This window comes from Stenotrophomonas sp. 109824_Sma (assembly GCF_056480025.1).
The window spans coordinates 1,031,428-1,055,737 of the sequence record NZ_CM151078.1 but is presented as its reverse complement, the minus strand read 5'-3'; the positions used below and the strand labels follow the sequence as shown (position 1 = coordinate 1,055,737).

The 24,310-nt window shown below is 67.2% G+C and carries 25 protein-coding genes and 1 tRNA gene; 8 read left to right on the top strand and 18 right to left on the bottom strand.

Annotated elements, in window-relative coordinates:
* Nucleotides 1-33: 33 nt before the first annotated feature.
* From ACZK1G_RS04890 to ACZK1G_RS04830, 13 genes are all read right to left on the bottom strand, one after another.
* Complete coding sequence (locus ACZK1G_RS04890; protein WP_005412452.1) at nt 34-387, bottom strand: PilZ domain-containing protein; 354 nt, start codon at nt 385-387, stop codon at nt 34-36.
* On the bottom strand, nt 384-1,340 hold the full coding sequence (locus ACZK1G_RS04885) for a DNA polymerase III subunit delta' (RefSeq protein WP_014036195.1): 957 nt from the start codon (nt 1,338-1,340) through the stop codon (nt 384-386). The genes ACZK1G_RS04890 and ACZK1G_RS04885 overlap by 4 nt, the downstream gene beginning before the upstream one ends.
* Entirely contained in the window at nt 1,337-2,002 is a 666-nt protein-coding gene (tmk, locus tag ACZK1G_RS04880) for a dTMP kinase (protein ID WP_014036194.1), read from the bottom strand. The genes ACZK1G_RS04885 and tmk overlap by 4 nt, the downstream gene beginning before the upstream one ends.
* Entirely contained in the window at nt 1,999-3,060 is a 1,062-nt protein-coding gene (gene mltG / locus ACZK1G_RS04875; protein ID WP_101765031.1) for an endolytic transglycosylase MltG, read from the bottom strand. The genes tmk and mltG overlap by 4 nt, the downstream gene beginning before the upstream one ends.
* A 170-nt stretch (nt 3,061-3,230) precedes the next feature.
* On the bottom strand, nt 3,231-4,595 hold the full coding sequence (locus ACZK1G_RS04870; protein WP_101765030.1) for an aminodeoxychorismate synthase component I: 1,365 nt from the start codon (nt 4,593-4,595) through the stop codon (nt 3,231-3,233).
* 134 nt (nt 4,596-4,729) lie between these two features.
* Complete coding sequence (gene fabF, locus ACZK1G_RS04865; RefSeq protein WP_014036191.1) at nt 4,730-5,992, bottom strand: beta-ketoacyl-ACP synthase II; 1,263 nt, start codon at nt 5,990-5,992, stop codon at nt 4,730-4,732.
* A gap of 143 nt (nt 5,993-6,135) precedes the next feature.
* Nucleotides 6,136-6,375, bottom strand: a complete 240-nt coding sequence (acpP, locus tag ACZK1G_RS04860) for an acyl carrier protein (RefSeq protein WP_005415509.1) — start codon at nt 6,373-6,375, stop codon at nt 6,136-6,138.
* 152 nt (nt 6,376-6,527) lie between these two features.
* Nucleotides 6,528-7,271 carry a 3-oxoacyl-ACP reductase FabG gene (fabG, locus tag ACZK1G_RS04855; RefSeq protein ID WP_049421577.1) on the bottom strand — a complete coding sequence of 248 codons (744 nt, stop codon included), beginning with the start codon at nt 7,269-7,271 and terminating at the stop codon, nt 6,528-6,530.
* An 81-nt stretch (nt 7,272-7,352) separates the two neighbouring features.
* The gene (fabD, locus tag ACZK1G_RS04850; RefSeq protein ID WP_049443386.1) at nt 7,353-8,297 is read right to left on the bottom strand and encodes an ACP S-malonyltransferase; all 945 of its coding nucleotides are present in this window, start codon (nt 8,295-8,297) and stop codon (nt 7,353-7,355) included.
* Nucleotides 8,298-8,457: 160 nt separating this feature from the next.
* On the bottom strand, nt 8,458-9,240 hold the full coding sequence (locus ACZK1G_RS04845) for a BUD32 family EKC/KEOPS complex subunit (protein WP_101765029.1): 783 nt from the start codon (nt 9,238-9,240) through the stop codon (nt 8,458-8,460).
* A gap of 77 nt (nt 9,241-9,317) precedes the next feature.
* A complete protein-coding gene (locus ACZK1G_RS04840; RefSeq protein WP_049443384.1) occupies nt 9,318-10,295 on the bottom strand; it encodes a beta-ketoacyl-ACP synthase III in 978 nt (325 codons plus the stop codon).
* Nucleotides 10,296-10,386: 91 nt separating this feature from the next.
* Nucleotides 10,387-10,581 carry a 50S ribosomal protein L32 gene (gene rpmF / locus ACZK1G_RS04835; RefSeq protein WP_004154640.1) on the bottom strand — a complete coding sequence of 65 codons (195 nt, stop codon included), beginning with the start codon at nt 10,579-10,581 and terminating at the stop codon, nt 10,387-10,389.
* Nucleotides 10,582-10,688: 107 nt separating this feature from the next.
* On the bottom strand, nt 10,689-11,198 hold the full coding sequence (locus ACZK1G_RS04830) for a YceD family protein (protein ID WP_049404889.1): 510 nt from the start codon (nt 11,196-11,198) through the stop codon (nt 10,689-10,691).
* Nucleotides 11,199-11,311: 113 nt separating this feature from the next.
* Between ACZK1G_RS04830 and ACZK1G_RS04825 the strand changes: the two genes are divergently transcribed.
* On the top strand, nt 11,312-11,881 hold the full coding sequence (locus ACZK1G_RS04825) for a Maf family protein (protein WP_049443383.1): 570 nt from the start codon (nt 11,312-11,314) through the stop codon (nt 11,879-11,881).
* 76 nt (nt 11,882-11,957) lie between these two features.
* Here the strand turns inward: ACZK1G_RS04825 and ACZK1G_RS04820 are convergent, their stop codons facing one another.
* Nucleotides 11,958-13,793, bottom strand: a complete 1,836-nt coding sequence (locus ACZK1G_RS04820) for a glycosyltransferase family 39 protein (protein ID WP_049443382.1) — start codon at nt 13,791-13,793, stop codon at nt 11,958-11,960.
* 42 nt (nt 13,794-13,835) lie between these two features.
* On the opposite strand from ACZK1G_RS04820, the gene ACZK1G_RS04815 reads away from it, so the two are divergent.
* Genes ACZK1G_RS04815 through ACZK1G_RS04800 form a run of 4 tightly spaced genes read left to right on the top strand, consistent with a single transcriptional unit; the run spans nt 13,836 to nt 18,202 of the window.
* A complete protein-coding gene (locus ACZK1G_RS04815; RefSeq protein WP_014036185.1) occupies nt 13,836-14,789 on the top strand; it encodes an AAA family ATPase in 954 nt (317 codons plus the stop codon).
* Nucleotides 14,790-14,812: 23 nt separating this feature from the next.
* Complete coding sequence (locus ACZK1G_RS04810; RefSeq protein ID WP_049443428.1) at nt 14,813-15,736, top strand: DUF58 domain-containing protein; 924 nt, start codon at nt 14,813-14,815, stop codon at nt 15,734-15,736.
* The gene (locus ACZK1G_RS04805) at nt 15,729-17,678 is read left to right on the top strand and encodes a transglutaminase TgpA family protein (protein WP_101765027.1); all 1,950 of its coding nucleotides are present in this window, start codon (nt 15,729-15,731) and stop codon (nt 17,676-17,678) included. Before ACZK1G_RS04810 ends, ACZK1G_RS04805 begins: the two co-directional genes overlap by 8 nt.
* The gene (locus ACZK1G_RS04800) at nt 17,675-18,202 is read left to right on the top strand and encodes a Slp family lipoprotein (RefSeq protein ID WP_014036182.1); all 528 of its coding nucleotides are present in this window, start codon (nt 17,675-17,677) and stop codon (nt 18,200-18,202) included. Before ACZK1G_RS04805 ends, ACZK1G_RS04800 begins: the two co-directional genes overlap by 4 nt.
* Before the next feature lie 102 nt (nt 18,203-18,304).
* On the opposite strand, the gene ACZK1G_RS04795 is transcribed toward ACZK1G_RS04800, so the two are convergent.
* The 4 genes from ACZK1G_RS04795 to dnaX form a co-directional block, all read right to left on the bottom strand.
* Nucleotides 18,305-18,664, bottom strand: a complete 360-nt coding sequence (locus ACZK1G_RS04795) for a histidine triad nucleotide-binding protein (RefSeq protein ID WP_014036181.1) — start codon at nt 18,662-18,664, stop codon at nt 18,305-18,307.
* Nucleotides 18,665-18,730: 66 nt separating this feature from the next.
* Complete coding sequence (gene recR / locus ACZK1G_RS04790) at nt 18,731-19,330, bottom strand: recombination mediator RecR (protein ID WP_049443379.1); 600 nt, start codon at nt 19,328-19,330, stop codon at nt 18,731-18,733.
* A 111-nt stretch (nt 19,331-19,441) separates the two neighbouring features.
* Nucleotides 19,442-19,762, bottom strand: coding sequence for a YbaB/EbfC family nucleoid-associated protein (locus ACZK1G_RS04785; RefSeq protein WP_004154630.1), 321 nt, complete (start codon nt 19,760-19,762; stop codon nt 19,442-19,444).
* 6 nt (nt 19,763-19,768) lie between these two features.
* Nucleotides 19,769-21,835 (bottom strand): DNA polymerase III subunit gamma/tau, encoded by a 2,067-nt coding sequence (gene dnaX / locus ACZK1G_RS04780; RefSeq protein ID WP_101765026.1) that lies wholly within the window; start codon nt 21,833-21,835, stop codon nt 19,769-19,771.
* Nucleotides 21,836-21,978: 143 nt separating this feature from the next.
* Here dnaX and ACZK1G_RS04775 point away from each other — a divergent pair.
* The 3 genes from ACZK1G_RS04775 to ACZK1G_RS04765 all read left to right on the top strand — a co-directional run bounded on the left by ACZK1G_RS04775 (nt 21,979) and on the right by ACZK1G_RS04765 (nt 24,101).
* Nucleotides 21,979-22,071 (top strand) — tRNA-Ser (locus tag ACZK1G_RS04775).
* 639 nt (nt 22,072-22,710) lie between these two features.
* Nucleotides 22,711-23,052, top strand: a complete 342-nt coding sequence (locus ACZK1G_RS04770; RefSeq protein ID WP_158297980.1) for a hypothetical protein — start codon at nt 22,711-22,713, stop codon at nt 23,050-23,052.
* A gap of 59 nt (nt 23,053-23,111) precedes the next feature.
* Nucleotides 23,112-24,101 carry an OmpA family protein gene (locus ACZK1G_RS04765; RefSeq protein WP_233490838.1) on the top strand — a complete coding sequence of 330 codons (990 nt, stop codon included), beginning with the start codon at nt 23,112-23,114 and terminating at the stop codon, nt 24,099-24,101.
* Nucleotides 24,102-24,310 lie beyond the last annotated feature (209 nt).

Genomic DNA, 24,310 nt, shown 5'->3' with positions numbered 1-24,310 from the left:
CCGGCGCTACCAGTGGCGGTGATCCGCGCCCAGTTACATCGTATGGGTCGGCTTGTCCGAGCCGGTCAGGCCGGCCAGCAGGGTCTCGATCTTGTGACGCACGCCCTCGCCTTCGGCACCGTCGGCCAGCTGCACGCCGATGCCGGCGGTGCGGTTGCCCTGTGCGCCGGCCGGGGTCACCCAGATCACCTTGCCGGCCACCGGCAGGCGCTCGCTGGAATCGGGCAGGGTCAGCAGCAGGAACACCTCGTCGCCCAGGAAGTAGCGCTTGGGCGTGGGCACGAAGATGCCGCCATTCTTCACGAACGGCATGTACGCGCTGTACAGCGCGGCTTTGTCCTTCACAGCCAGGGACAGGATGCCCTGGCGGGCGTTGCTGGCACTCATCGATTTCCCCTTGCGGCAGGCCGCTCGTTCACCTTGTTCCAGGCCAGCAGCAACTCGACCACCGCAAGGTCTGCACGCACCGTGGTGCGCAGCAGGTCGCGGGTGCGGTTGGCCGCATCGAACCAGGCTGCAAGCTTGTGCAATCGCTCCGGCGTGGTCAAGGCATCGGTGCTGGCCTGGGCCAGCGCCAGGTCGGCGGCAAAGCGCAGGCGCAGCGCCGCGTTGTCATCGGCGCACCACTTCTGCGCCAGCTCCACCGCGCCGGTCTTGCCGGCGGCCAGCTGTTCCAGCTCGCGGCCCACTTCGCGGCGCAGGCTCAGGCCATCTTCGCGCAGCCAGTTGTCGGCCTGCCCGGGATGGCCACGCGCGGCGTCCAGCGCTTCGCGCGCCGATGCTTCGCTGTGGCCCTGCTGCTGCAGCCAGGCCAGCGCCTCGTGCTGCGGCGGCAGCTTGAATTCCAGGCGCTGGCACCGGCTGCGGATGGTCTGCGGCAGGCGCGCCGGGTCGCTGCTGATCAGCCACAGGTAGCGGCCGGGCTGCGGCTCTTCCAGCGTCTTCAGCAGCGCATTGGCCGCCGAGCGGTTGATCGCATCGGCCGGGTCGACGATCACCACCTGCGCCACGCCGTATTGCGGGGTCAGCGCCAGTTTGTCGGTGATCTCGCGCACCTGCTCGATGACGATCTCAGTGCGCAGCTTGTCGCCGCTCTTGTTCGGAATGAAGCTGACCAGCTGCAGGTCCGGATGGGTACCGGCGGCGATCAGCTGGCGCGTGCGCGTGGCATGCGCGGCATCGCCGCGCGCCAGCACGTGGTCGGCCAGGGCCAGCGCCACCTCATGCTTGCCCAGCCCGGCCGGGCCGCAGATCAGCAGGCCATGGCCGAGCCGATCGGCATCCAGCGCCGCCACGGTCTGGTCAAACGCGCGCTGCTGCCAGGGCGAGAACGTGCTCATGCGCCCTCCCCGTCCTGCAGCCAGCGCTCGACGCACGCGACCACATCGGCCGCCACGCGTTCCTGCACCTGCCCGGCGTCGATCAGCGCGAAGCGCTGCGGGTCCTGCTGCGCGCGGCTGCGGAACACGGCGCGCACACGCTGGAAGAAATCATCCTGTTCGCTTTCGATGCGGTCCGGCCACAGGTCGCGGCCATTGGCGCGTGCGCGGCCGACGGCCACGTCCACGTCCAGCAGCAGGGTCAGGCCCGGCAGCAGGCCGACGGCGCGGCGCTCCAGGTCGGCAATCCACTGCGGATCAAGGCCGCGGCCACCGCCCTGGTAGGCGTAGCTGGAATCGGTGAAGCGATCGCTCAGCACATAGGCACCGCGCTGCAGCGCCGGCTGGATCACCTGGCGCACATGCTGCGCGCGTGCGGCGAACACCAGCAGCAGTTCGGCTTCGGCGCTGAGCGGTTCGGCGGCGATCTCGGCATCGGGCTTCAGCACCAGGCCGCGGATGCGCTCGGCCAGCGGCGTACCGCCCGGCTCGCGGGTCAGCACCACCTCATGGCCATGGCTGCGCAGGCAGTCACGGATGGCATTGATGGCGGTGGTCTTGCCTGCGCCCTCGCCGCCTTCCAGGCTGACGAAACGCGGGTGGCGAAGCAGCGCGGGACTCATTGCGCCGGGGTCTCCTTGGTACGTTGCTGGCGCAGCTGCTGCAGGTAGCGGGCCACTGCGGCGTTGTGCTGATCCAGGCTGGGCGAGAACACGTGCGCGCCGCTGCCATCGCCCACGGCGACGAAGTACAGCGCGTCGCCCGGTGCCGGCTGTGCGGCCGCCATCAGCGCATCGCGGCTGGGCATGGCGATCGGGGTCGGGGTCAGGCCGGCACGGGTATAGGTGTTGTAGGGCGTATCGGTGGTCAGGTCGCGGCGGCGGATGTTGCCGTCATACGCAGCACCGATGCCGTAGATCACGGTCGGGTCGGTCTGCAGGCGCATGCCGATCTTCAGGCGGCGCATGAACACGCCGGCAATCTGCGGGCGCTCGCTGGCCAGCGCGGTTTCCTTCTCGATGATCGACGCCATCGTCAGCAGTTCGTAGGGCGTGTTGATCGGCAGGTCCGGCGCGCGGCTTTCCCAGGCCTCGTCCAGTGCCTTTTCCATCGCGGCGTGGGCGCGCTTGAGCACATCGAGGTCGCTGTCGCCGCGCTGGTAGACGTAGGTCTCCGGCAGGAAGCGGCCTTCCGGATGCTGGCCACCGAAACCGAGGCGTTGCATCAGCGCCGCGTCATCAAGATTATCGGTGGTGTGCAGCAGCGGCTCGGCGCGCTTGAGCGCGGCACGCAGCTGGCGGATGTTCCAGCCCTCGATGATCGTGACGCGGTGCTGCAGCACCTTGCCGGCGCGCATGCGCAGCAGCAGCTCGCGCGGGGTCAGGTCAGCGCTGAGCGCGTACTCGCCCACCTTCAGTTTGCCGGCAGCATCGAGCTGGCGCGCCAGCAGCTGCCACTGCGCGTCCTGGCCTTCATCCACACCGGCATCGCGCAGCTTGCGCAGCACGCTGTTCATGCCATCGCCACTGGCGATGACCATGCTCTCGGCGGACGGGGTGATGGGGGCGTCGGCGAACCGGGTCTGCTGGTAGAAGAACCACGCGCCCGCGCCGGCCACGACGGCGGCCAGCACCACCACCAGCGTTACCACGAACAGACACCCGCGCTTGGCTCCCGCCATGGACTACCTCTGAACTCGATTCCGTCGTGCAGGATACCGTGCCGGTGGATTGGGGTCATGACCGGGGTGGCGCCTGCGTGCCGACCAACGGTCGGCACCCACCCACATCCGTGCCGACCAACGGTCGGCACCCACCGTAGGGGAATGGGGTTGCCGGCCAGCGGCCGGCACTACCCCTGCTGGCCCAGCGCGCGCAGCAGGCCGCGGGCCTTGGCACGGGTCTCGTCCAGTTCCTTGTCCGGGTCCGAATCAACCACGATGCCGGCGCCGGTGCGGAAGCTCGCCTCGTAGCCATCCACTTCGGCGGTACGGATCAGGATGTTCAGGTCCAGGTCGCCATCGCGGTTCAGCCAGCCGAAGGCGCCGGTGTAGGCTCCGCGCGGCACCTGCTCCAGCTCGCTGATGATCTGCATGCAGCGCACCTTGGGGCAGCCGGTGATGGTGCCCCCCGGGAACGTGGCGGCGATCACCTCGCCGGGGGTGATTTCCGGGCGCAGGTGGCCGCTGACATTACTGACGATGTGGTGCACATGGGCGTAGCTCTCCACCGTCATCAGCTCATCGACCACCACGGTGCCGGGCAGGCAGATGCGGCCCAGGTCGTTGCGTTCCAGATCGATCAGCATCACGTGCTCGGCACGCTCCTTCGGGTGGCCGACCAGCTCCTGGATGCGCGCGGCATCATCGTCCCCCTCGAAGCGCGGACGCGTCCCAGCAATCGGGCGGGTCTGCGCGTGGCCGGCATGCACCGATACCAGCCGCTCCGGCGAGGAACTGACCACGTGGCGGCCGTGCGCGCTGAACAGGCCGGCGAACGGTGCCGGGTTGGCACGGCGCAGCTGCGCGTACAGCGCCTGCGGACTGACCGGCGCGGCGAACTGTGCGCTCCAGCGCCGCGACAGGTTCACCTGGAACACATCGCCGGCACGCAGGTACTCGATCACCCGGCGTACGCCGTCGGTGAAGCGCTGCGGCGCATCCTCGCCCACCGACTGCGGCGGCTGCCAGCCCTGCCCGGCTTCGGGCAGCGCGGCCGAGGCCAGTGCCACCAGCGCATCCAGCAACGCCTGCTCGCCGGCTTCGGCGATGACGAAGCTGGCATCGTTGTGATGGTCGTGCAGCACTGCGGCCGGGCAGCGCAGCGCCAGCGCGGTCGGGCGGCCGTCCTCGCGCGCGCGCGCCGGCAGCACCGGCTCGATCTGGCTGGCCACTTCGTAATCCAGCATCAACGCCCAGCCGCCGCGGAACGGCAGGCTGTGGCTGCCGTCGTGCGGCAGGCGTTCGCGCTGCCAGGCGCGATCCAGCACCTGCAGGAAGCTGCCGGCGTGTACCGCGTCGTGCTGGTCGCGCACCTGGCCATCGGCATCCAGCCGCAGGCTATCGCCCTGCGCGGCCAGCAGCAGGCTCCAGCGGCCCTGGGCGGTGCCCGAGGCGGTGGATTCCATCAGCAGCGGGAAGCGCGCCGGGTCGTGCTGCTGCAGGGCCAGCAGATCGATCGGGTGCGGCAGCGGGTGGATCAGCGGTGCGTGGGTCATGGCGGCCAGTTCGGGGATTCAGATGCACGGAAGCCGCCTTGCGGCGGCCTCCTCGTGCGTAACGCACGTTCAGTCGAGCATGGCTCGACTCTACACAACGGCGGAGTCGAGCATGGTTCGCCGCTACAGCTCGGTCAGACGCGCTTGAAGATCAGCGTGCCGTTGGTGCCGCCGAAGCCGAAGCCATTCGACATCACCACGTCGACCTTGGCCTGGCGTGCTTCGTTGGGCACGTAGTCCAGGTCGCAGCCTTCGCCCGGCTGCTGCAGGTTGATGGTCGGCGGAATGACGTTGTCCTGCAGCGCCATCACCGAGAAGATTGCTTCCACGCCGCCGGCAGCGCCCAGCAGGTGGCCGGTCATCGACTTGGTGGAGCTGACCATCATCTTGTAGGCGTGGTCGCCGAAGGCGGTCTTCATCGCCATGGTCTCGCCCAGGTCGCCCAGCGGCGTGGAGGTGCCGTGCGCGTTGAGGTAGCCGACCTGTTCCGGGGTCACGCCAGCGTCCTTCATGGCCATGACCATGCAGCGGGCGGCGCCTTCGCCGTTCTCGCTCGGTGCGGTCATGTGGTACGCGTCGGAGCTGGCGCCGAAGCCGGCCAGTTCACAGTAGATCTTCGCGCCACGCGCCTTGGCGTGCTCGTACTCTTCCAGGATCAGGATGCCGGCGCCGTCGCCCAGCACGAAGCCGTCGCGGTCCTTGTCCCACGGGCGCGAAGCCTGTTCCGGGGCGTCGTTGCGGGTGCTCATGGCCTTCATCGCGCAGAAGCCGCCCAGTGCGGTCGGCGACGAGCCACGTTCGGCACCACCGACCACCATCACGTCGGCATCGCCGTACTGGATCATGCGCATCGCGGTACCGATCGAATGGTTCGAGGTCGCGCACGCCGACACCGCCGAGAACGACGGGCCCTTCAGGCCGGTGATGATGCTCAGCTGGCCCGGCAGCATGTTGATGATGGTCTTGGGCACGTAGAAGGGCGAGATCTTCTTGCCCTCGTGGAACTCGATGGTCTGCTCTTCGATGCCGAGCAGGCCGCCGATGCCGGCGCCGACGATGGCGCCGATGCGCTCGGCATTGGCGTCGGTGATGTCCAGGCCCGAGTCATGCAGGGCCATGAACGAGGCACCGAGGCCGTAATGGATGAACGGGTCCATCTTCTTGGCATCCTTGCCGCTGACCCGGAACTTGCCGAACAGTTCATTGTCGGCAGTGATGTCGAATCCCTTGACCTCACCTGCAATCTTGGTGGTGAACCGATCCAGGTAGGCATCCGCAACGTTGGTCAGCGGACCGATGCCCGAACGACCCTGCGTGATGCCTTCCCAGCTGCTGGCCAGATCATTGCCCAACGGCGAGACGATACCCAGGCCGGTTACGACGACGCGACGCTTCATTGCTGATTCTCCTGACCCGGCTGATTTCAACGGGCAACTCGGTTTGCTTCGGTGTGATGCTCAAACACACGGGGCCGCAACTGCGGCCCCATGGGGTGCGGTGCGCGGCGAGCATGGGCCCGCGCGCGCACTGCCGTCTGACATCAGGCCTTGACGTGGGCCTTGATGTAGTCGATGGCGGCCTGCACGGTGCTGATCTTCTCGGCTTCTTCGTCCGGGATCTCGCACTCGAATTCTTCTTCCAGGGCCATCACCAGCTCAACGGTGTCCAGCGAGTCAGCGCCCAGGTCATCGACGAACGATGCGCTGTTGGTGACTTCTTCTTCCTTGACGCCAAGCTGTTCGACGACGATTTTCTTGACGCGTTCTTCGATGGTGCTCATGGGATCTCGCTCCAGATGGAGTTGTGGTTCAAAAGTGGTCGCCATCAAAGGCGATGGCCGTGGGATAGTGTAGTGGAAACCGGCGCGGCCTTGCATTGCAGCAAAAACCTTCGCAGATCAACCACTTGCGGCGCAATCCCTGCGCCCCTTGCTTACGGCATGTACATGCCGCCGTTCACATGGAGGGTTTCGCCGGTGATGTAACCGGCAGCCGGGCCGGCCAGGAAGGCCACCGCATGGGCGATGTCTTCCGGCGAACCCAGGCGTTCGAGGGCGATGTCGTTGATCAGCGCGGTACGCGCTTCTTCCGGCAACGCCTTGGTCATGTCGGTGTCGATGAAGCCAGGTGCGACAACATTGACGGTGACACCGCGCGAACCGATTTCCTTGGCCAGCGACTTGCTGAAGCCGATGATGCCGGCCTTGGCCGCGGCGTAGTTGGCCTGGCCGGCATTGCCGGTCACGCCCACCACCGATGCGATGTTGATGATGCGCCCCTTGCGCGCCTTCATCATGCCGCGCATCACCGCCTTGCTGGTGCGGAACACGCTGGTCAGGTTGGTGTCGATGATCGACGCCCAGTCCTCGTCCTTCATGCGCATCAGCAGGTTGTCGCGGGTGATGCCAGCGTTGTTGACCAGGATCGAGATCGGGCCGAATTCCTTGGCGATGTCCGCCAGCACGGCATCCAACGCGGCAGCGTCGGTGACGTTCAGCGCGCGGCCGTGACCGCCGTGGGCGGCCAGGCGCTCACCGATCGCGGCAGCGCCGGATTCAGTGGTGGCGGTGCCGATGACGGTGGCGCCCTGGGCGGCCAGCAGATCGGCGATGGCGGCACCAATGCCACGGCTGGCGCCGGTGACCAGTGCGATTTCACCCTGCAGGGGCTTGCTCATGATGTTTTCCTCAGGCTGGGACGGCCGCCGCACCCGTGCCGCTTGCAGCGGCCACCGGTACAGTCGGCAGGAACAGGGAAATCAGGCCGACCATGCCTCACGGGCGGCTTCGAAGTCGCCCGGCGTGGCCAGCGAACGGCCATCGATGGCCTTGTCGATGCGCTTGACCAGGCCGGTCAGCACCTTGCCCGGGCCGCACTCGGCGATCTGGGTGATGCCACGGGCGGCCAGCGCCTGCACGCACCCGGTCCACTGCACCGGCTGGTACAGCTGCTGGACCAGCGCGGTACGGATCGCGTCAATGCCGTCATGAACCTGGGCGTCGACGTTCTGCACCACCGGCAGCTGCGGCGCCTGCCAGGACAGGCCGGCCATCACTTCGGCCAGGCGGTTGGCGGCTTCGCGCATGAGCGGGGTGTGCGAGGGCACGCTGACGGCCAGCTTCACGGCCTTGCGCACGCCCTTTTCGGCCAGCAGCGCCAGCGCACGGTCAACCGCATCGGCGTCGCCACCGATCACGATCTGGCCCGGCGAATTGAAGTTGGCCGGCACCACCACCTGGCTGCCTGCGGCTTCGGCGCAGACGTCCAGCACCAGCTGGTCTTCGGCGCCGAGCACGGCGGCCATGGCGCCGACACCGGCCGGTGCGGCTTCCTGCATCAGCTGGCCGCGCAGGCGCACCAGGTGCGCACCGTCATGCAGGCTCAGCGCGCCCGCCGCGACCAGGGCGGTGTACTCGCCCAGGCTGTGGCCGGCCAGCACCGACGGGCGCGGACCGCCCACGGCGTTCCAGGCGCGCCACACGCCGATGCTCGCGGCCAGCAGGGCCGGCTGGGTATATTCGGTACGGTTGAGCATTTCCTCCGGGCCGCCCTGGGACAGCGCCCACAGGTCGACGCCGGCACCATCGGATGCCTCGGTGAAGGCTTCACGCACCTGCGGGTGCAGTTCGGCCAGCTCGGCCACCATGCCCACAGACTGCGAGCCCTGGCCGGGGAAGACAAAAGCGAGGGTGGATACGGTCACGCGGTCATCCGCTTGTTGCAATCGAAGCGGGCCATGATAAGGGGGAACATGCCGTGTCGTCTGTACGTGCGCGTATGCACGCGTATGGTGGGCGGCCGGGCAAGCGCAACGGGGTCATATCCCTTTTCCGCAGGAAAAGGGATATGACCCCTATCAGCCATCAGCAGAACAGCTGCAGGACGTCCAGATCGCCGTCGGCGAGGAAATCCACGCACAGGCCCACCAGCATCAGCACGCCGGCAGTGCTGGCGCCGTGGGCAATGAAAATCGAATGGGCCAGCGCGCGCGCTGAACGGCCCAGCTTCATGCACACCCGGGCCAGGCTGCGCAGGCGGCCACTGACCGCATGCACGTGCTCGCGCACAGGCTCCTGAACGTCGCCCATCGCTTCGGCCATCATCGCCTGCAGGTGCTCGGGGCGGTCGGCGTAGTACTTGGCCACGCCGTAACCGAACATCAGCCAGTCGCGGGCCTGCGCTTCGGACAGATCCATCACTTCCAGCGGATCTTCCTCGAAGTCGATGAAGCCGACGTTCTCGCCATCCCAGGTGAGGTTGCGCGGCAACGGCTGGCCGAAATAGGCACCACGGGCATGCGCTTCGGCAATGGCCTGCATCGCCGCCATCACCAGCCGATCGCGACCAGTCTCGTCGGCTTCGCGCAGACAGGTATTGAACGAGCTGCCGTTGTCACCGATCACCAGGGCGGCATGGCCGGTGCCCAGGACGTCAGGCACGTTCACACCCTGCGCCTGCAGTTCCGCGAGGCGGCGGGCTTCGGTTTCGCGTGCGGCGTCGCCACCGCGGTGCGGTGGCGGGCGCAGGGCATCGAGATGGAAACGGCGGGCAACAAAATTGAGCAGGCCCAGGGCCATTGCTCGGCTTCCCTTGCCGTACTGCTTCAGCCAGGCACGTTGCCCTTCGATGACGATGGGCTCAACCATGACAGGTCCTCCTTAAACGCGTTACGGCCCCAGAGGGGCCGCAACGACAAAGCTTCACATTGTCGTAACTTGCACTATCAATAGCGCAACAGGGCCGAACCCCAGGTGAAGCCGCCGCCAAAGGCTTCCAGCAGGAGCAGCTGGCCGCGCTCGACCTTGCCCGAACGCACGGCGGCGTCCAGCGCCAGCGGCACCGAGCCGGACGAGGTGTTGCCGTGCTTGTCGACGGTCACCACGACCTGGTCCATCGACATGTCCAGGCGCTTGGCGGTGGCTTCGATGATGCGCAGGTTGGCCTGGTGCGGGATCAGCCAATCCAGGTCGGACTTGTCCAGGCCGTTGGCGGCCAGGGTCTCGTCCACGACCGAGTCCAGCGCCTTGACGGCGTACTTGAACACGTCGTTGCCCTTCATGTTGATGGTGCCGCCACCGTTGGCGCCGTCCTTGAAGCCGGTCGAAACGCCAACCGGGTTCCACAGCAGCTCCTTCTTGCTGCCATCGGCATGCAGGTGGGTGCTGAGGATGCCGGTGTCTTCGTCGGCCTTGAGCACGACAGCGCCGGCGCCATCGCCGAACAGAACGCAGGTGGTGCGATCGTTCCAGTCGACCATGCGGGTCAGCGTTTCGGTGCCGATCACCAGCACGTGCTTGCAGTCGCCGGAACGGATGAACTTGTCGGCCACGCCCAGCGCGAACACGAAGCCCGAACAGGCGGCGTTGACGTCGAAGGCGGGGCACCCGGCCACACCGAGCTTGGCCTGGATCAGGCACGCGGTGGACGGGAAAATGAGATCAGGCGTGGTCGTGCCGACCACGATCATGTCGAGCTGCGAGGCATCGATGCCTGCGGCTTCAAGCGCGCGCAGGGCGGCGTTGTAGCCAAGGTCGCTGGTTGTTTCGCCTTCGGCCGCGATGTGCCGTTCACGAATTCCGGTGCGCGACTGGATCCACTCATCCGAGGTTTCGACCATTTTTTCCAGGTCGGCGTTGGTCAGGACTTTTTCCGGCAAATAGCTACCGGTGCCCGCGATCCTCGAATAGATCCGCTTGCTCATCATGTTTCCTGTTGCGCGGGCCGCCGATCACCGGCACGCCCGGGAAAGAAGGCAAAGGCCGCTGCCCGGAGGCAGCGGCCTTCCCGGCACATCAATCTTCTTCGACGGCCGAGGTCTTGGTCTGGATGACCTTCTTGCCGCGGTAGAAACCGTCGGCAGTGATGTGGTGACGCAGGTGCACTTCGCCGGTGGTCGGGTCGGTCGACAGCTGCTTGGCGCTCAGGGCGTCGTGGGCACGACGCATGCCGCGGCGGGACGGGGTGACACGGGATTTCTGCACAGCCATGGGATTGCTCCAAACTCGGTTCGATTTGCTTCGTCGTATCGTCGCGCAGGACGCCAGCGCCCAGCACACTTTCGCTTTCGCCGCAGCCGCCGACGACAATCCGGCTGCTATTGTTTCTTCAGTGCTGCCAACGCCGCAAACGGGTTGGCCTTCTTCGTTTCTTCTTCGCTCGGTGCCCAGTCCTTGTCGACTGCCTCACCGTCGGGCGACAGCGGCACAACCGGCACTGCCAGCACCAACTCGTCCTCGACCAGGTCCAACGGACGCAGCTGGCCGTCTTCCGGCACCAGCAACGCCTCGTATTCCTCCGGCAGGGACGATTCCTCGTCCTCGTCGCGGATCAGGCCAAGCCTCTGGGTCACCTTCACCGGCAACAGGAATCGCTGCATGCTGCGCTGACAGGTCAGCGGCAACGCGGTGTCGATGGTCAGTTCCACATAGGATACCCGCAAGACGTCGTCGCGACCGAATTCAAGCGAGTAGACACACTCGCCGTCGGTATCTGCGACCAACCCCTGCAGGCGGGTCAATTCAGCCAGGGAGACCTGACCGTCGAAGCGCCTTCGCGCTACAACCATCCGCCAGGCATCCAGCGTTTCGGGCACGTTCGCGGACATAAGCCGCTGAATACTAAGGATCGCGCCGCCCGCTGTCAAATGCCCGCCCTACAGGACTTGCCGCTGCCGCCGTGGAGGGGCCAGACTGCCGCGCCCTGCCCCGGTATTGTCACATGTCACTGGTCCTGGCCTCCACCTCCCGCTACCGTCGTGAACTGCTGGAACGGCTGGGCCTGCCCTTCGACTGCGCACGCCCGGACGTGGATGAGACTCCCCTGAATGGGGAAGCTCCGCTGGCCCTGGCCACGCGCCTGGCCGCCGCCAAGTCCGCCGAGGTGGCCGCCCGCTACCCCGGCGCCTGGGTGATCGGCTCGGACCAGGTGGCCGATCTGAACGGCCAGCCGCTGGGCAAGCCGGGCACGTTCGAGGCGGCCTGTGCGCAGCTGGCGGCGATGTCCGGGCAGACGGTGCGCTTTCACACGGCGATCAGTCTCAGGCGGGATGGAGAATCCCTCGCCGCCCTGGATCTGACCGAAGTGCGCTTCCGCGTGCTGGACCCGCAGGAAATCGCCCGCTACGTCGCCGCCGAGCGGCCCCTGGACTGCGCCGGCAGCTTCAAGTGCGAGGGCCTGGGCATCAGCCTGTTCGAGGCAATCGACAACCGCGACCCGACCGCGCTGGTCGGCCTGCCACTGATCGCGCTGTGCGGCCTGCTGCGCCAGGCGGGGTTCGAGGTGCCCTGAACTGTAGCGTCGAGCCATGCTCGACTGCTTCTCCAAAGACAGTCGAGCATGGCTCGACGCTACGAAAGCAGAAGCCTCAACGAACCTCGAACGGCTGCTCCTGCCACGCCTCCACACTGCCGTCGCGCCCGTGCAGGCGCAGGCCAAGCCAATGCCGCCCAGGCGCCAGCGTGGTGGTATCCAGCGATGCGTCGAAGCCCACCGCCGGATGCTGCGGATCGGTGCTGTCCGGCCAGGCCTGGCGGATGTCGAACACGCGCCCGTAGCGCGCATCACCGATCGAACGGCCATCGACCAGCACTTCGATGCGCGCCAATCCGACGCCATCCTTGAACGCCCAGCCCTTGATGGCGAGCGTTCCGGAGACCTTCTCACCGTTGGACGGCGCATCCAGCCAGGCCATCGCCGGCGTCACGCAGGGCCCCTGCGCGTGCTGCACCGGCAGCCGGAACAGCAGGAAGCGCTGGAAACCATGATCGCTGTTGACCACGCGTGGCGCCGGCAGCGGCCCCACCTGCTCGCAGATGGCGTGATAGCGCGCCAGCAGATCGCGGTAGCGCTGGTCGCTGGGTGACAGCACCAGCAGCATCGGCGTACTGCGCGGGCCTTCGTGCAGCAGGTCCCACTGCGCCAGCTGTGCGGTCCGCCCATGCTTGTCGTTGAGCGGATGTGGCAACACCTCGATATCACCGTTGCCCAGCTGGAAGCCCAGTTCGGCACCGACCTTGAAGTTGCCCGCCAGCACACGCGTGCCCGGCGGCATCTGCCGCAGTTCGTCACGCACCGCCACGGCCAGCGGCTGCCAGCCGGCAAAGTTGCGCGGGTAGTACTTGCTGCCGGCCATCTGCTCGCGCAGCGCCGGCGTGGACGCCATCAGGTAGTAGCCGAAGGCCAGCACGGTGCCTGCAGCCGCCAGCCACCAGCCGGTACGGCGCAGCCAGCGCGGCCAGCCATTGAGGACCACCGGCACGGCCACCAGCAGCGCCAGGTAGCCCGGCAATGGCCAGTGGAAACTGATCCGCTCGACATCGGTGAAGAAGCCCAGCAGGAAGATGCCCAGCGTCGACACGCCGCCCACCAGGCCGAAATAGCGCCACTGCACCCGCGCACCACCACCGCTGCGGGTACCCGCCAGGGCGACCTTCCACATCGCGATGCACAGGATCGGCGTCACCAGCATCGGCTGGATCACCAGGAACCACAGTCCGTCCCATTCGAACGTCCACGGGTGGCGCTCGACCACCTGGAACTTCAGGCCGGCATCATGGTTGTCCGCATTCCAGGCCAGCAACGGCAGCCAGGCCAGTACACCCACCGCCAGCGCCACCCACACGCGCGGGTCGGCCAGCATGCGGCGGCCCTGCGGCAGCGCCAGCAGCGCAATGAAGCCGACACCGATGACACCGATGAAACGGTAGTGGCTGAGCGCACCGATCAGCAGGCCCAGCGCCAGCTTCATCGCCGACGACGCATCTACGTTGTGCAGCAGGCGCGCACCTGCATGCAGGCAGATCACTGCGGCCAGTGCCATCGGCACATCCGGCACGGCCAGCAGGCCCAGCGTAGCCGACAGCGGCATCAGCAGGGTCAGGCTGCCCGCCTGCCACCCTGCGACGTTGCCAAACCAGCGTGTGGCGATGCGCACTACCAGCAATGGCAGCAGCGCACCGATGGCCAGGAACGGCAGGCGCAATGCCAGCACATGATGGCCACCGATCTCCACGCCCAGGCGTGCAAGCCACGCCGTCAGCCCTGGCAGGTCGGAATAGGCAGCGGCCAGGTGCTGGCCTTCCTGCCAATAGAACGCCTCATCGACGAACAGCGGCAGGCGCGCAGCCACCACCAGCTTGGCCGCTGTGATCAGCGTCCATAACCAGAGAAATATTGTCCGCGCGCGCTGTTCGCCTTGCATTGCTCTATGGATAATCGAATGGATTCCAGACCTGAGACGATCATGCCAGCCTCGTCCCCCAATCCCAGCATGCTAACCGATCAACTGCGCCAGGCCCTGCGGGAGGCACAGGATCAGGTGAACGCACTGGTGCTGGGCAAGGTGCCGGAAGTCAGGCTGGCCTTTGTCGCCCTGCTTTCCGGCGGCCACCTGCTCATCGAGGATCTGCCCGGCCTGGGCAAGACCACGCTGGCGCATGCACTGGCCAGCAGCCTCGGCCTCAGCTTCCAGCGCGTGCAGTTCACCTCCGACCTGTTGCCGGCCGATGTGCTCGGCGTGTCGGTGTACGAGGCCGGCAGCCGCCAGTTCCAGTTCCACCCCGGCCCGGTGTTCACCCATGTGCTGCTGGCCGATGAGATCAACCGCGCGCCACCGCGCACGCAGAGCGCGTTGCTGGAAGCGATGGCCGAGCAGCAGGTCACCCTGGATGGACAGACGCATCCGCTGCCCGACCCGTTCTTCGTGATCGCCACGCAGAACCCGGTCGATCTGTCCGGCACCTTCCCGTTGCCGGATTCGCAGCTGGATCGTTTCCTGCTGCGGCTGGCGATGGGCTACCCGAGCGCGCAGGCCGAGCGCGAGCTGCTGCGTGGCAGTGATCGCCGCGACCTGATCGCGCGCGCGGTGCCGAAGCTGGACGACACCCAGGTGCGTGCGCTGCGTGAAGCGGTTGGCCAGGTGCATGCCAGCGACGCGCTGATCGACTACGTGCAGGCACTGTTGACCCGCAGCCGCCAGCATGCCGGCGTACGCGTGGGCCTGTCGCCGCGTGCCGGGCTGGCCCTGCTGCGCGCGGCCAAGGCGCATGCGCTGCTGCTCGGCCGCGGGCATGTGGTCCCCGAAGACGTGCAGACCCTGTTCGTGGCGGTGGCCGGCCATCGCCTGGTGGCGGAGGCCGAATCCAGCTCCGGGCCTGCACTGGCGCGGGCGATCCTGCAGACCGTCGCGGTGGACTGAAGGTGGCCACACGCTGGGCACGCATGCAGCTGCTGGCACGCCCACGCAGGCCCGAAGCCTTGCCGCAGCGGCTGGACCGCCATCGCATCTATGTACTGCCGACCCGCTTCGGCCTGTTCGTCGCCACCCTGCTGTCGGCGATGCTGCTGGGCGCATTGAACTACAACAACAACCCGGCGCTGCTGCTGGCCCTGTTGCTGGCCGCAGCGGCGATCGCCAGCGCCATCGCTGCGCACCTGCAGCTGTCCGGCATACAGATCGATGCAATCTCCGCCGAACCGGTTCCAGCGGGGCATCCCCTGCGCCTGCGCGTGGACCTGTCGCTGCGCGACCCGCGCGCGCGCCATGGGCTGCACCTGCAGCTGGGCGCAAGCGAGGCCTGGGTCGCACTGCCTGCACACGGCCGCGGCGAAGTGGAGCTGGATGTCCCCAGCGAGCGCCGCGGCTGGCTGGAACTGCCCCGCATCCGCCTGTCGAGCACGCAGCCGCTGGGGCTGGTGCGGGCATGGTCGTGGGTGTGGCCGGAGCAGCCGCTGCTGGTCTATCCACTGGCCGAGGCACTGGCACCGCCGCTTCCGGAAAGTGGCAGCGATCCACTGCACACCCGCGCCCACGCCAGTGGCGAGGAGCTGCACCAGCTGCGCCCCTATCGTGCCGGCGACGCCCCGCGCAGCATTGCCTGGAAACACTCGGCACGCCGCGACAGCCTGCTGGTACGCGAGTACGAAAAACCGATCGGCATCGAAGTGGTGCTGGACTGGCGCGCGCTGGCACCGCTGGGCCATGAAGCGCGCATCGCGCGGCTGGCACGCTGGGTCGACATGGCCGAGCGCGAAGGCCGACGCTACACACTGCAGCTTCCGGCCCATCCACCGTTCGGGCCCGGCCAGGGCGCCAGCCACCACCACCTGTGCCTGCGCGCACTGGCGCTGATGCCCCATGACTGAGCCTGCCGTCCTGCTCGATCGCAACGCACGCAGCTGGACCCTGGCCAGCGCAGCGCTGGCGCTGCTGCCACTCCTGCTGCAGCTGCCGCCGGTGCTGGCCATCGTGATCGCGATCGCCGCCGTGCTGACCGCTGCGCTTTCCCGGCGGCGCGTGCTGCCGATGCCGGTGCGCCTGCTGCTGGTGCTGGCCATGCTCGCCACCATCGTCTGGCAGATGGGCATGGTGCGGCCGGGCCGTGATACCGGTTGTGCGCTGCTGGCGGCGATGCTGGCAATCAAATCCAGCGAACTGCGCAACCTGCGCGACGCGCGCAGCCTGCTGGGATTCGCGCTGTTCTCGCCGTTCGCGGCCTTCCTGCTCGACCAGGGACCACTGACCACCGGACTGGCGGCGCTGGCCGCGGTTGCCGCACTGCTGGCGCTGCAACGCCTGGCCCAGGACGAGGGCCACAGCCCTCGCCTGCCGCTGCGCGGGCAACTGCGTGGTGTCGGCCGACTGCTGGGCATCGGCCTGCCGCTGGCTCTGGCCTGCTTCTGGCTGTTCCCGCGCTTGTCCGCGCCGCTGTGGGGCGTACCCGAACGAGCGGTGGGTACACCCGGCCTGGCTGACAGCATGGCGCCTGACCAATGGCTGGACCTGATGGCCGACGACACCCCGGCGCTGCGCGTGCAGTTCTTCGGCGCGGTGCCCGAGCCCGCACAGCGCTACTGGCGCGGTCCGGTGCTGACGTCCTTCGATGGCCACCGCTGGAGCCGCGATCGCGCGACGGCCCGGCGCCCGGCCCCCGTGGTCGAAGCCGCCGCACAGGGATGGGACTACCAGATCGACTACGAGCCCACCGACCGTCGCCTGCTGGTGGCCCTGGACCTGCCCAGCCGCGCACCGGAGGGCAGCAGCTTCGATGCCGACATGAGCCTGCGCAGCGACCGCACGCTGTCCGCGCTCAGCCGCTGGCGGTTGCATTCGGCGCCTCCGCAACGGTTCGACACCGATCTGTCGCCCTACCTGCGCCGCGCCGCGTTGCAGCTTCCGCCCGGCTTCAATCCGCGCACCGCCCAACTGGCACAGCAATGGCGGCAGGAGGCCGGCAATGATGACGAGGCCATCGTCCGCCGTGCGCTGCAATGGATCACCCGCGACTTCTCCTACACGCTGGAAACGCCGGTGGCCGGGCGCGATCCAGTCGACGATTTCCTGTTCAACTACAAGGCAGGCTTCTGCCAGCACTTCAGCTCGGCCTTCGTTGTGCTGATGCGCAACGCCGGCATTCCGGCCCGGGTGGTGACCGGCTTCGCGGGCGGCACCCGCAACCGCATCGGCGACTACTGGGTGGTGCGGCGCATGGATGCCCACGCCTGGGCCGAAGTCTGGCTGCCGCAGCGCGGCTGGGTCCGGGTCGACCCGACTGCGGCCGTGGCGCCGGAACGCATCCTGGACACGCTGGACGACCGCCTGCAGGCCGGCACGGAGACCCCGCTGCAACAGCGCTGGCTGCAGCTGGGGCAGATGGGTGACTGGCTGCGCCGCGGCTGGAACGACCTGGTGCTGTCCTTCGACGCACGCCGCCAGCAGCAGCTGCTGAAGCCGTTCGGGCTGGATGATCTCGGGCCGGCACAGCTGGTGGCCGGCTTCGTGGTCGCGGCGCTGCTGGCACTGGCGTGGATGGCCTGGCTGCTGGCCCGCGGCGAGCGCGAGCGCGACCCGCTGCTGCGCGCCTGGCACCGGCTGGGGCAGCGCTATGCACGCCTTGGCCTGGCCCGCGAACCCAACGAGACAGCATGCGACTGGTCACGGCGGGTACACGCCCAGCGCCCCGACCCCGCCCTGCTGGCACTCAGCCAGCGTTTCGCCGACGCGCGTTACGCTGGAACTTGCACCGACCTCGCTTCATTATTGCGGGACCTGCGCAGGCATCGCCCGACTTCCGGAGCCTCCCCATGAACACCAAGTTCCTCCTCACCGCTGTGGCCACGCTGGCCCTGTCGGCCTGCGCCACGGCCCCCAAGCCGCTGCAGGGACAGTTCAGCCTGGTCTCCCCGCGCGACTCGGTCGCCACCCAGCAGGTCGGCACGCCGGTCCGTTGGGGCGGTCGCATCATCGAAACCAAGCCCGGCCAGGGCGAGACCTGCTTCCAGATGATCTCGCGCCCGCTCAACGCCAGCGGCCGCCCGAACACTACCTCGTCCGACGCCAGCGACGGCCGCTTCATCGCCTGCCGCGCCGGTTTCTACGACCCGGCCGTGTTTGAAGCCGGCCGCGACGTGACCTTCATCGGCAAGATCGACGGCTACCAGAACACCCGCATCGGTGAGTACGACTACCGCCTGCCGAAGCTGTCGGCCGATGTGATCTACCTGTGGCCGGAACAGCGCCAGGTCGATGTGGTGCCCTACCCCTATGGCCCGTGGGGCCCGGGCCCGTATGGCCCGTACTGGGGTGGTTACGGCCGTTGGGGCTGGTGGTGATCGCCATCCGCCATGCGTGATCGAAAAAGGCCGCCTTCGGGCGGCCTTTTTTCATCCACGCATCGCGTGGATCCACTGCGGGCAATGATGGATGCCGGGCGCTCAGCGCCCCGGCGTACCGAAATGCCCCAGCGGCGCACCCGCCAGCAGGTGCATGTGGATGTGGAACACGGTCTGCCCGGCATGCTCGCGGCAGTTCATCACGATGCGGTAGCCATCCTGCGCGAAGCCTTCGCGGCGCGCATACTCGGCGGCGGCCAGGGCCAGCTTGCCGATCAGGTGCGCCTGCGATGGCTGCAGGTCGTCCAGGGTCGGGATGATCTCGTTCTTCGGAATGAACAGTACGTGCACCGGCGCCTGCGGTGCGATGTCCTTGAAGCCCAGCACCTCGTCGTCCTCGTAGACGATGGTGGCCGGGATCTCGCGACGGATGATCTTGCTGAAGAGGGTTTCGTTGCTCATGGTCGGCCTCGGCGGGATGTCTTCCGCATTGTAGGCCGGACACGCCGGGCGCTGCCCGGACAGCGCTCAGTCGCGGAATTCGCTGCGTGTGCCGAACGCGTGCGACAGCGTGCCGCGGTCAACGTATTCAAGCTCGCCGCCGAGCGGCAGGCCCTGCGCCAGCCGGCTGGGCTGCACCTTGCGCGCGCGTGCCAGCTGCGCGAGGTAATGCGCGGTGGCTTCGCCTTCGACGGTGGCACTGGTGGCGATGATCAGCTCCTGCACCTCACCTTCGGCCAGCCGTTGTTCCAGCTGCTCCAGGCCCAGCTCGCGCGGGCCGATGCCATCGAGCGGCGACAGCCGGCCCTGCAGCACGAAGTAGACACCGCGGAAGCCGGTGGCGTTCTCGATGGCCAGGCGGTCGGCCGGCGATTCGACCACGCACAGCTGGCTGCGCTCGCGGCTGCTGTTGGCACAGGTCGGGCACAGCTCGGTTTCGCTGAAGTCGCGGCATTGCGCACAGTGGCCGATGCGCTCCACCGCCAACGCCAGGGCTTCGGACAGTCGCTGGCCACCTTCGCGCTCGCGCTCGAGCAGGTGGTAGGCCATGCGCTGTGCGGTCTTCTGGCCGACGCCAGGCAGCACCCGCAGTGCGTCGATCAATTGTTCAAGCAGGGGTGCGGACACGGCTTCATGCTTTCATGGCGTCGAGCAGGCTCGACAGCTACGTGTAGAGCCGAGCCATGCTCGACTGAGGGTTGCAGCGGGCGCCTGCAGCGACAGGCGCCCCGCCACGAATCAGAACGGCAGTTTCATGCCCGGCGGCAGCTGCATGCCGGCGGTGGCCGAACCCATCTTCGACTTCGACTCGGCATCGATCTTGTTCGAGGCATCGTTGAAGGCGGCCGCGATCAGGTCTTCCAGCATTTCCGGGTCACTGGCCAGCGACGGGTCGATACGCACCTTGCGGCATTCCTTGGCGCCGGTCAGGGTCACGCTGACCATGCCGCCACCGGCACTGCCGGTCACTTCGATCTTGGCGATTTCTTCCTGGGCCTTCTGCAGGTTTTCCTGCATCTTCTGGGCCTGCTGCATCAGTTGGGCGATATTGCCGCGCATAGTGTCTTACTCGTCAAAAGAACGGATGGAATCGGAAACAACCCGTGCGCCGTGCTGTTGGATCAGCACCTGCACTTCCGGGTCGTCCATGAAAACAGCCTCTGCCACCTGCTGCCGCTCGCCACGCTGGCGGTCGGCCCGCTGATGCAGGGTCTCGGCCGGAACGTGCTCGGTTTCCACGGTCTCGACCACGATCTTCGGCGCCTGGCCGAGGGCCTTCTGCAGCATCTCGCCCAGGGCAGCCAGCGCGCGCTCCGAGCGCAGGTATTCAAATCCGGGCGAAAGGCCCAGTTTCAAGGTCCCGTGCTGGCAGCTGATGAACGCGGCATTGGCGGCCAGTTGCCGCGAGGGGCCGCTCAGGCCGCTGTTGGCGACCAGATCCAGCCAGTCTTCGGCAGTGGCCAGCTCGCTGACACCTTCCTGCGGCGCGGCAGCACGCGCCGGGGCCAGTTCAGCATGTTCGGCCGGCGCAATGGCAATGCCTTCGGCGCGGAACGGGCGCTCGGGCGGCGCAGGCTCGCTGGGAGCCGCGACGGGAGCCGGCGGTTCGTGCCAGGGCGCGACCATGGCGGCGTCCGGGCCGGACATCTCGGCCGCCAACGCCTCGTCACGCGCCTCGGCTTCGTCAGTGGCCCACGGCGGCAGGTCGTCGCTTGCCTCTGCAGTGACGGCAGGCGCCGGCGTCTCTGCCGCGGCCTTCACTGGCGGCGGCGACACGGGCTCTTCCACCGGAACCGGCTTGGGCTCAGGCGTCGGATCCGGTTCCGGTTGCGGGGCCGGCTCGGGTTCGGGTTCAGGTTCTCGCGGCGCAGCCTGCACCGGCGCGGCGACCTGCGCCGCCACGGCCGGGCTGGCCGAAGCGGCGGCAGCGGCCGGCGTCGTGTCGTGGCTACCGGTACCGGCGCCACCACCGCCAGCGTTGCCGCCCGGCGCGCCGCCCACCGCACCGTCGACGGCCTTCGGCACCGGCGGTACCGCTGCGGCCGGACGGAACGCCAGCATGCGCAGCACCGCCATTTCAAAGCCGGCGCGCGGGCTCGGTGCCAGCGGCAGGTCGCGGCGGCCATTCAGGGCCATCTGGTACCAGAGCTGCACCACTTCCGGGCGCAGGCGCTCGGCGAATGCCGCGACATCCAGGCCTTCCGCGGCGGCGGCGCCCGGCACCAGCTGCTGCACCTGGATGCGGTGCAGCCCTTCGGCCAGCGCTTCCAGCACACCACCCCAGTCCGGCGAGAACTCAGCCAGCGCGGCCACCACCTGCAGCAGGCGCGGGCCATCGCCCTCGGCCAGCGCATCCAGCATCGCCGCCACCTGGGTGCGGTCCACGGTACCCAGCATGGTGCGCACCACGTCCTCGCGCAGCGCGCCGCCGGCATAGGCGATCGCCTGGTCCAGCAGCGACAGGCCATCGCGCAGGCTGCCATCGGCGGCCTTGGCCAGCTGCACGATGGCGCTGCCGTCGGCCTCGATCTCTTCCGCCGCCAGGATGCGGGTCATCTGGCCCTGGATCTGGTCTTCATCCAGGCGCTTGAGGTTGAACTGCAGGCAGCGGCTGAGCACGGTGACCGGCAGCTTCTGCGGATCGGTGGTGGCCAGCAGGAACTTCACATGTTCCGGCGGTTCTTCCAGCGTCTTCAGCAGCGCGTTGAACGCCGCCTTGGACAGCATGTGCACTTCGTCGATCAGGTAGACCTTGTACTTGCCGCGCGAGGGCATGTACTGCGCGTTCTCGATCACCTCGCGCACGTCATCCACGCCGGTGTTGGACGCGGCGTCGATTTCCAGCAGGTCGATGTAGCGGCCGGCGTCGATGTCCAGGCAGGCCGCGCACTGGCCGCACGGATCCGCGCTGGTGCCCTGCTCGCAGTTCAGCGACTTGGCGAAGATGCGCGCGATGGTGGTCTTGCCCACGCCGCGGGTGCCGGTGAACAGGAACGCGTGGTGGACCCGGCCGCTGTCCAGCGCGTTGCTGAGCGCACGGACCACGTGTTCCTGGCCCACCAGCTCGGCAAAACGCTTCGGACGCCACTTGCGGGCAAGGACGAGATAGGACATCAGGCCACCGTTTTCCATCGGATGTTCCATTGTGCCATGCTTGTCCAGCCCCCTCGCCAACAATGCCCCTGGATGCGACCCGGAACTGGGTGCTTGTGTCCGGCCGCGCCGCCCGCTAGAATCTGCGCCCCTGCTGAGGCGTTTGCCGATGGCAGGGATCCGGAGAGGTGTCCGAGTGGTTGAAGGAGCACGCCTGGAAAGTGTGTAAGCGTCTAAACCGCGCTTCGGGGGTTCGAATCCCCCTCTCTCCGCCAGACAAATGAAGAAGCCGCCCTCTGGGCGGCTTTTTTATTTGGCTGGCGGAGAGCATCGGGCGAGAGAAGCCCTGCCGGGGTTCGACGGTTCTGCAGGAGCAGAACCGGACCGCCGAAGGCGGGTCCCGGGGCGCAGCGCGCACCGGGATCGGGTGCATGGATGCACCCGACAATCCTCCTCTCTCCGCCAGATAACTGAAAAAGGCTGCCTTCGGGCAGCCTTTTTCAGTTATCTGGCTGGGGACGCGAAGTGCGCTGTGTGCGCTTCGCCCCAAACGTTGCTGCGCAACGTTTGGGCCCCTCCCCTTGCCGGCCTCTCCCCGCCCCTGTCGGGGCAGCCCCTCAACAGAGGGGCTTGTTGCTCCAGATCCATCAATGGATCTCCGCCATGCAGGGACGTCAGACCCATCAGTAGATCCACGCCATGCGTGGATGCCGGGCCGGCCACCCCGCTTCCACGTTTGACGGCCGTCCAACACAGGATCTGCCCTACGTCGCGACACCCCGCCCTTCCTGTCCACGCCCTGACCACTGACCGTGCCGTCGCGATGCAACGACACGCTGGCACTCACTGCCTGTTGCTATGCTCGGGCCACAGGGGATTGATGCCCGCCAACGGGCCGGATGAGGAACATCAACATGCGGTATTTCATGACGAAGCTAGTGATCACCTCCGCCTTGCTGATCGGCAGCGGCACCGCAGTCGCACAAGGCGGCGGCGCGGCGCAGTTCGGCGCATTGGGCGGCACGCATGCAGGCAACGCCCTGGCGTGTGGTGCAACCCCGGAACAGGCGGCCAAGCTGCGCGCGAGCCACAAGGCGCAGGCAAAAACCGTATTCGGCTCAGAAGCGGGCTTCGACCAGGCCTATGACGCGGCCGAAGCGCAGACGCAGAAGAAGATCACCGATGCCTGGAAGAAGGGCCAATACAAGCCCACCAACGAAGTCTGCAACGAATTGATGAAGCAGGTGCGTTCATGATGCAGAAGCACGGATCGACGATGTCCGCAGTTCGCGCGAGCCTGTTGGCCGCCAGCCTGGTGCTGGCACTGGGCGCCTGCAAGCGCGCTGGCGAAGCGCCCGCAGAGGGTGGCGCTTCCCCGGCCGCACCTTCCGGCGCCGCAGTCGAACCACCGCAGGCTGCCTCGGCCGGGGGTGGAAGCCAGAAGGCCGCAGCCTTCAATGTTGCCGAGCTGCCCGTATCGCAGGCAACGATCGGCAGCTTCCCCTATCTCGGTCTGCCGCAGGGCTACACCAGCCAGGACGTCGTGGACAGCGAATTCGATCGCGTACCGTTCTGGACCGGTGATCGCGTGGAATGGATTGAAGGCAAGGTTCATTCGTCTGTACTGCAGAGCAGCAGCGATCACCCTTACTCGCAACTTGAGCTCAGCCGCAATGTGCAGAGCCTGGTCGAGGCCCTGGGTGGCAAGCGTATTTTCTCCGGCACCATTCCCGCCGATGCATCGCGTGACATCGGCAACAGCAAGGCCGCCACCACCTATGTCGGCGGCATCGGCGACATCTACAACGAACCCGCAGAAACCTATGTCATCCATCGCGAAGATCGCGATATCTGGATTCACCTGGGCTCGGGTGGAAGCTCCGGCGGCCTGCTCGTCGCAGAGACAAAACCGGTGCAGATCACGGCCAAGGTCATTGAAGCGGACACCCTGAAACAGGCACTGGACAGCAGCGGAAAGGTGTCCATCCAGGTGAACTTCGCAACCGACGCCGCCGAGATCCTGCCCGATTCGGAACCACAGATCGCACAGGTCACCCAGCTGTTGAAGGCCGACCCGCAGCTTCGTCTTTCCGTGGAAGGACACACCGACAACAGCGGCAGCCAATCGCACAACCAGACGCTCTCGCAGGCGCGTGCGGAGTCGGTACGCACACGTCTTGTCGGCAGCGGAGTCGCCGCTGATCGCTTGACGGCCAAAGGCTACGGCCAGAGCCAACCGGTCGCCGACAATTCAACCGAAGAAGGGCGTCGTGCCAATCGTCGCGTGGAGCTGGTCAAGCGCTGATATCACGACGACATTACTGCGCTGAAGCGATACGAAAAAAGCACATGCCCTGCATGTGCTTTTTTCTTTTTCGCGCTGCACGACCATCCGTTTCATCGCGAATCCAGCAAAGTAAATGCATTCGAATCCATCGTTCGATTTGACTACGAACAAGGCTCTCCACAAGTCACCGGGCGCGCCAGAATTCCGACATGTCCAGCCACCTGCGT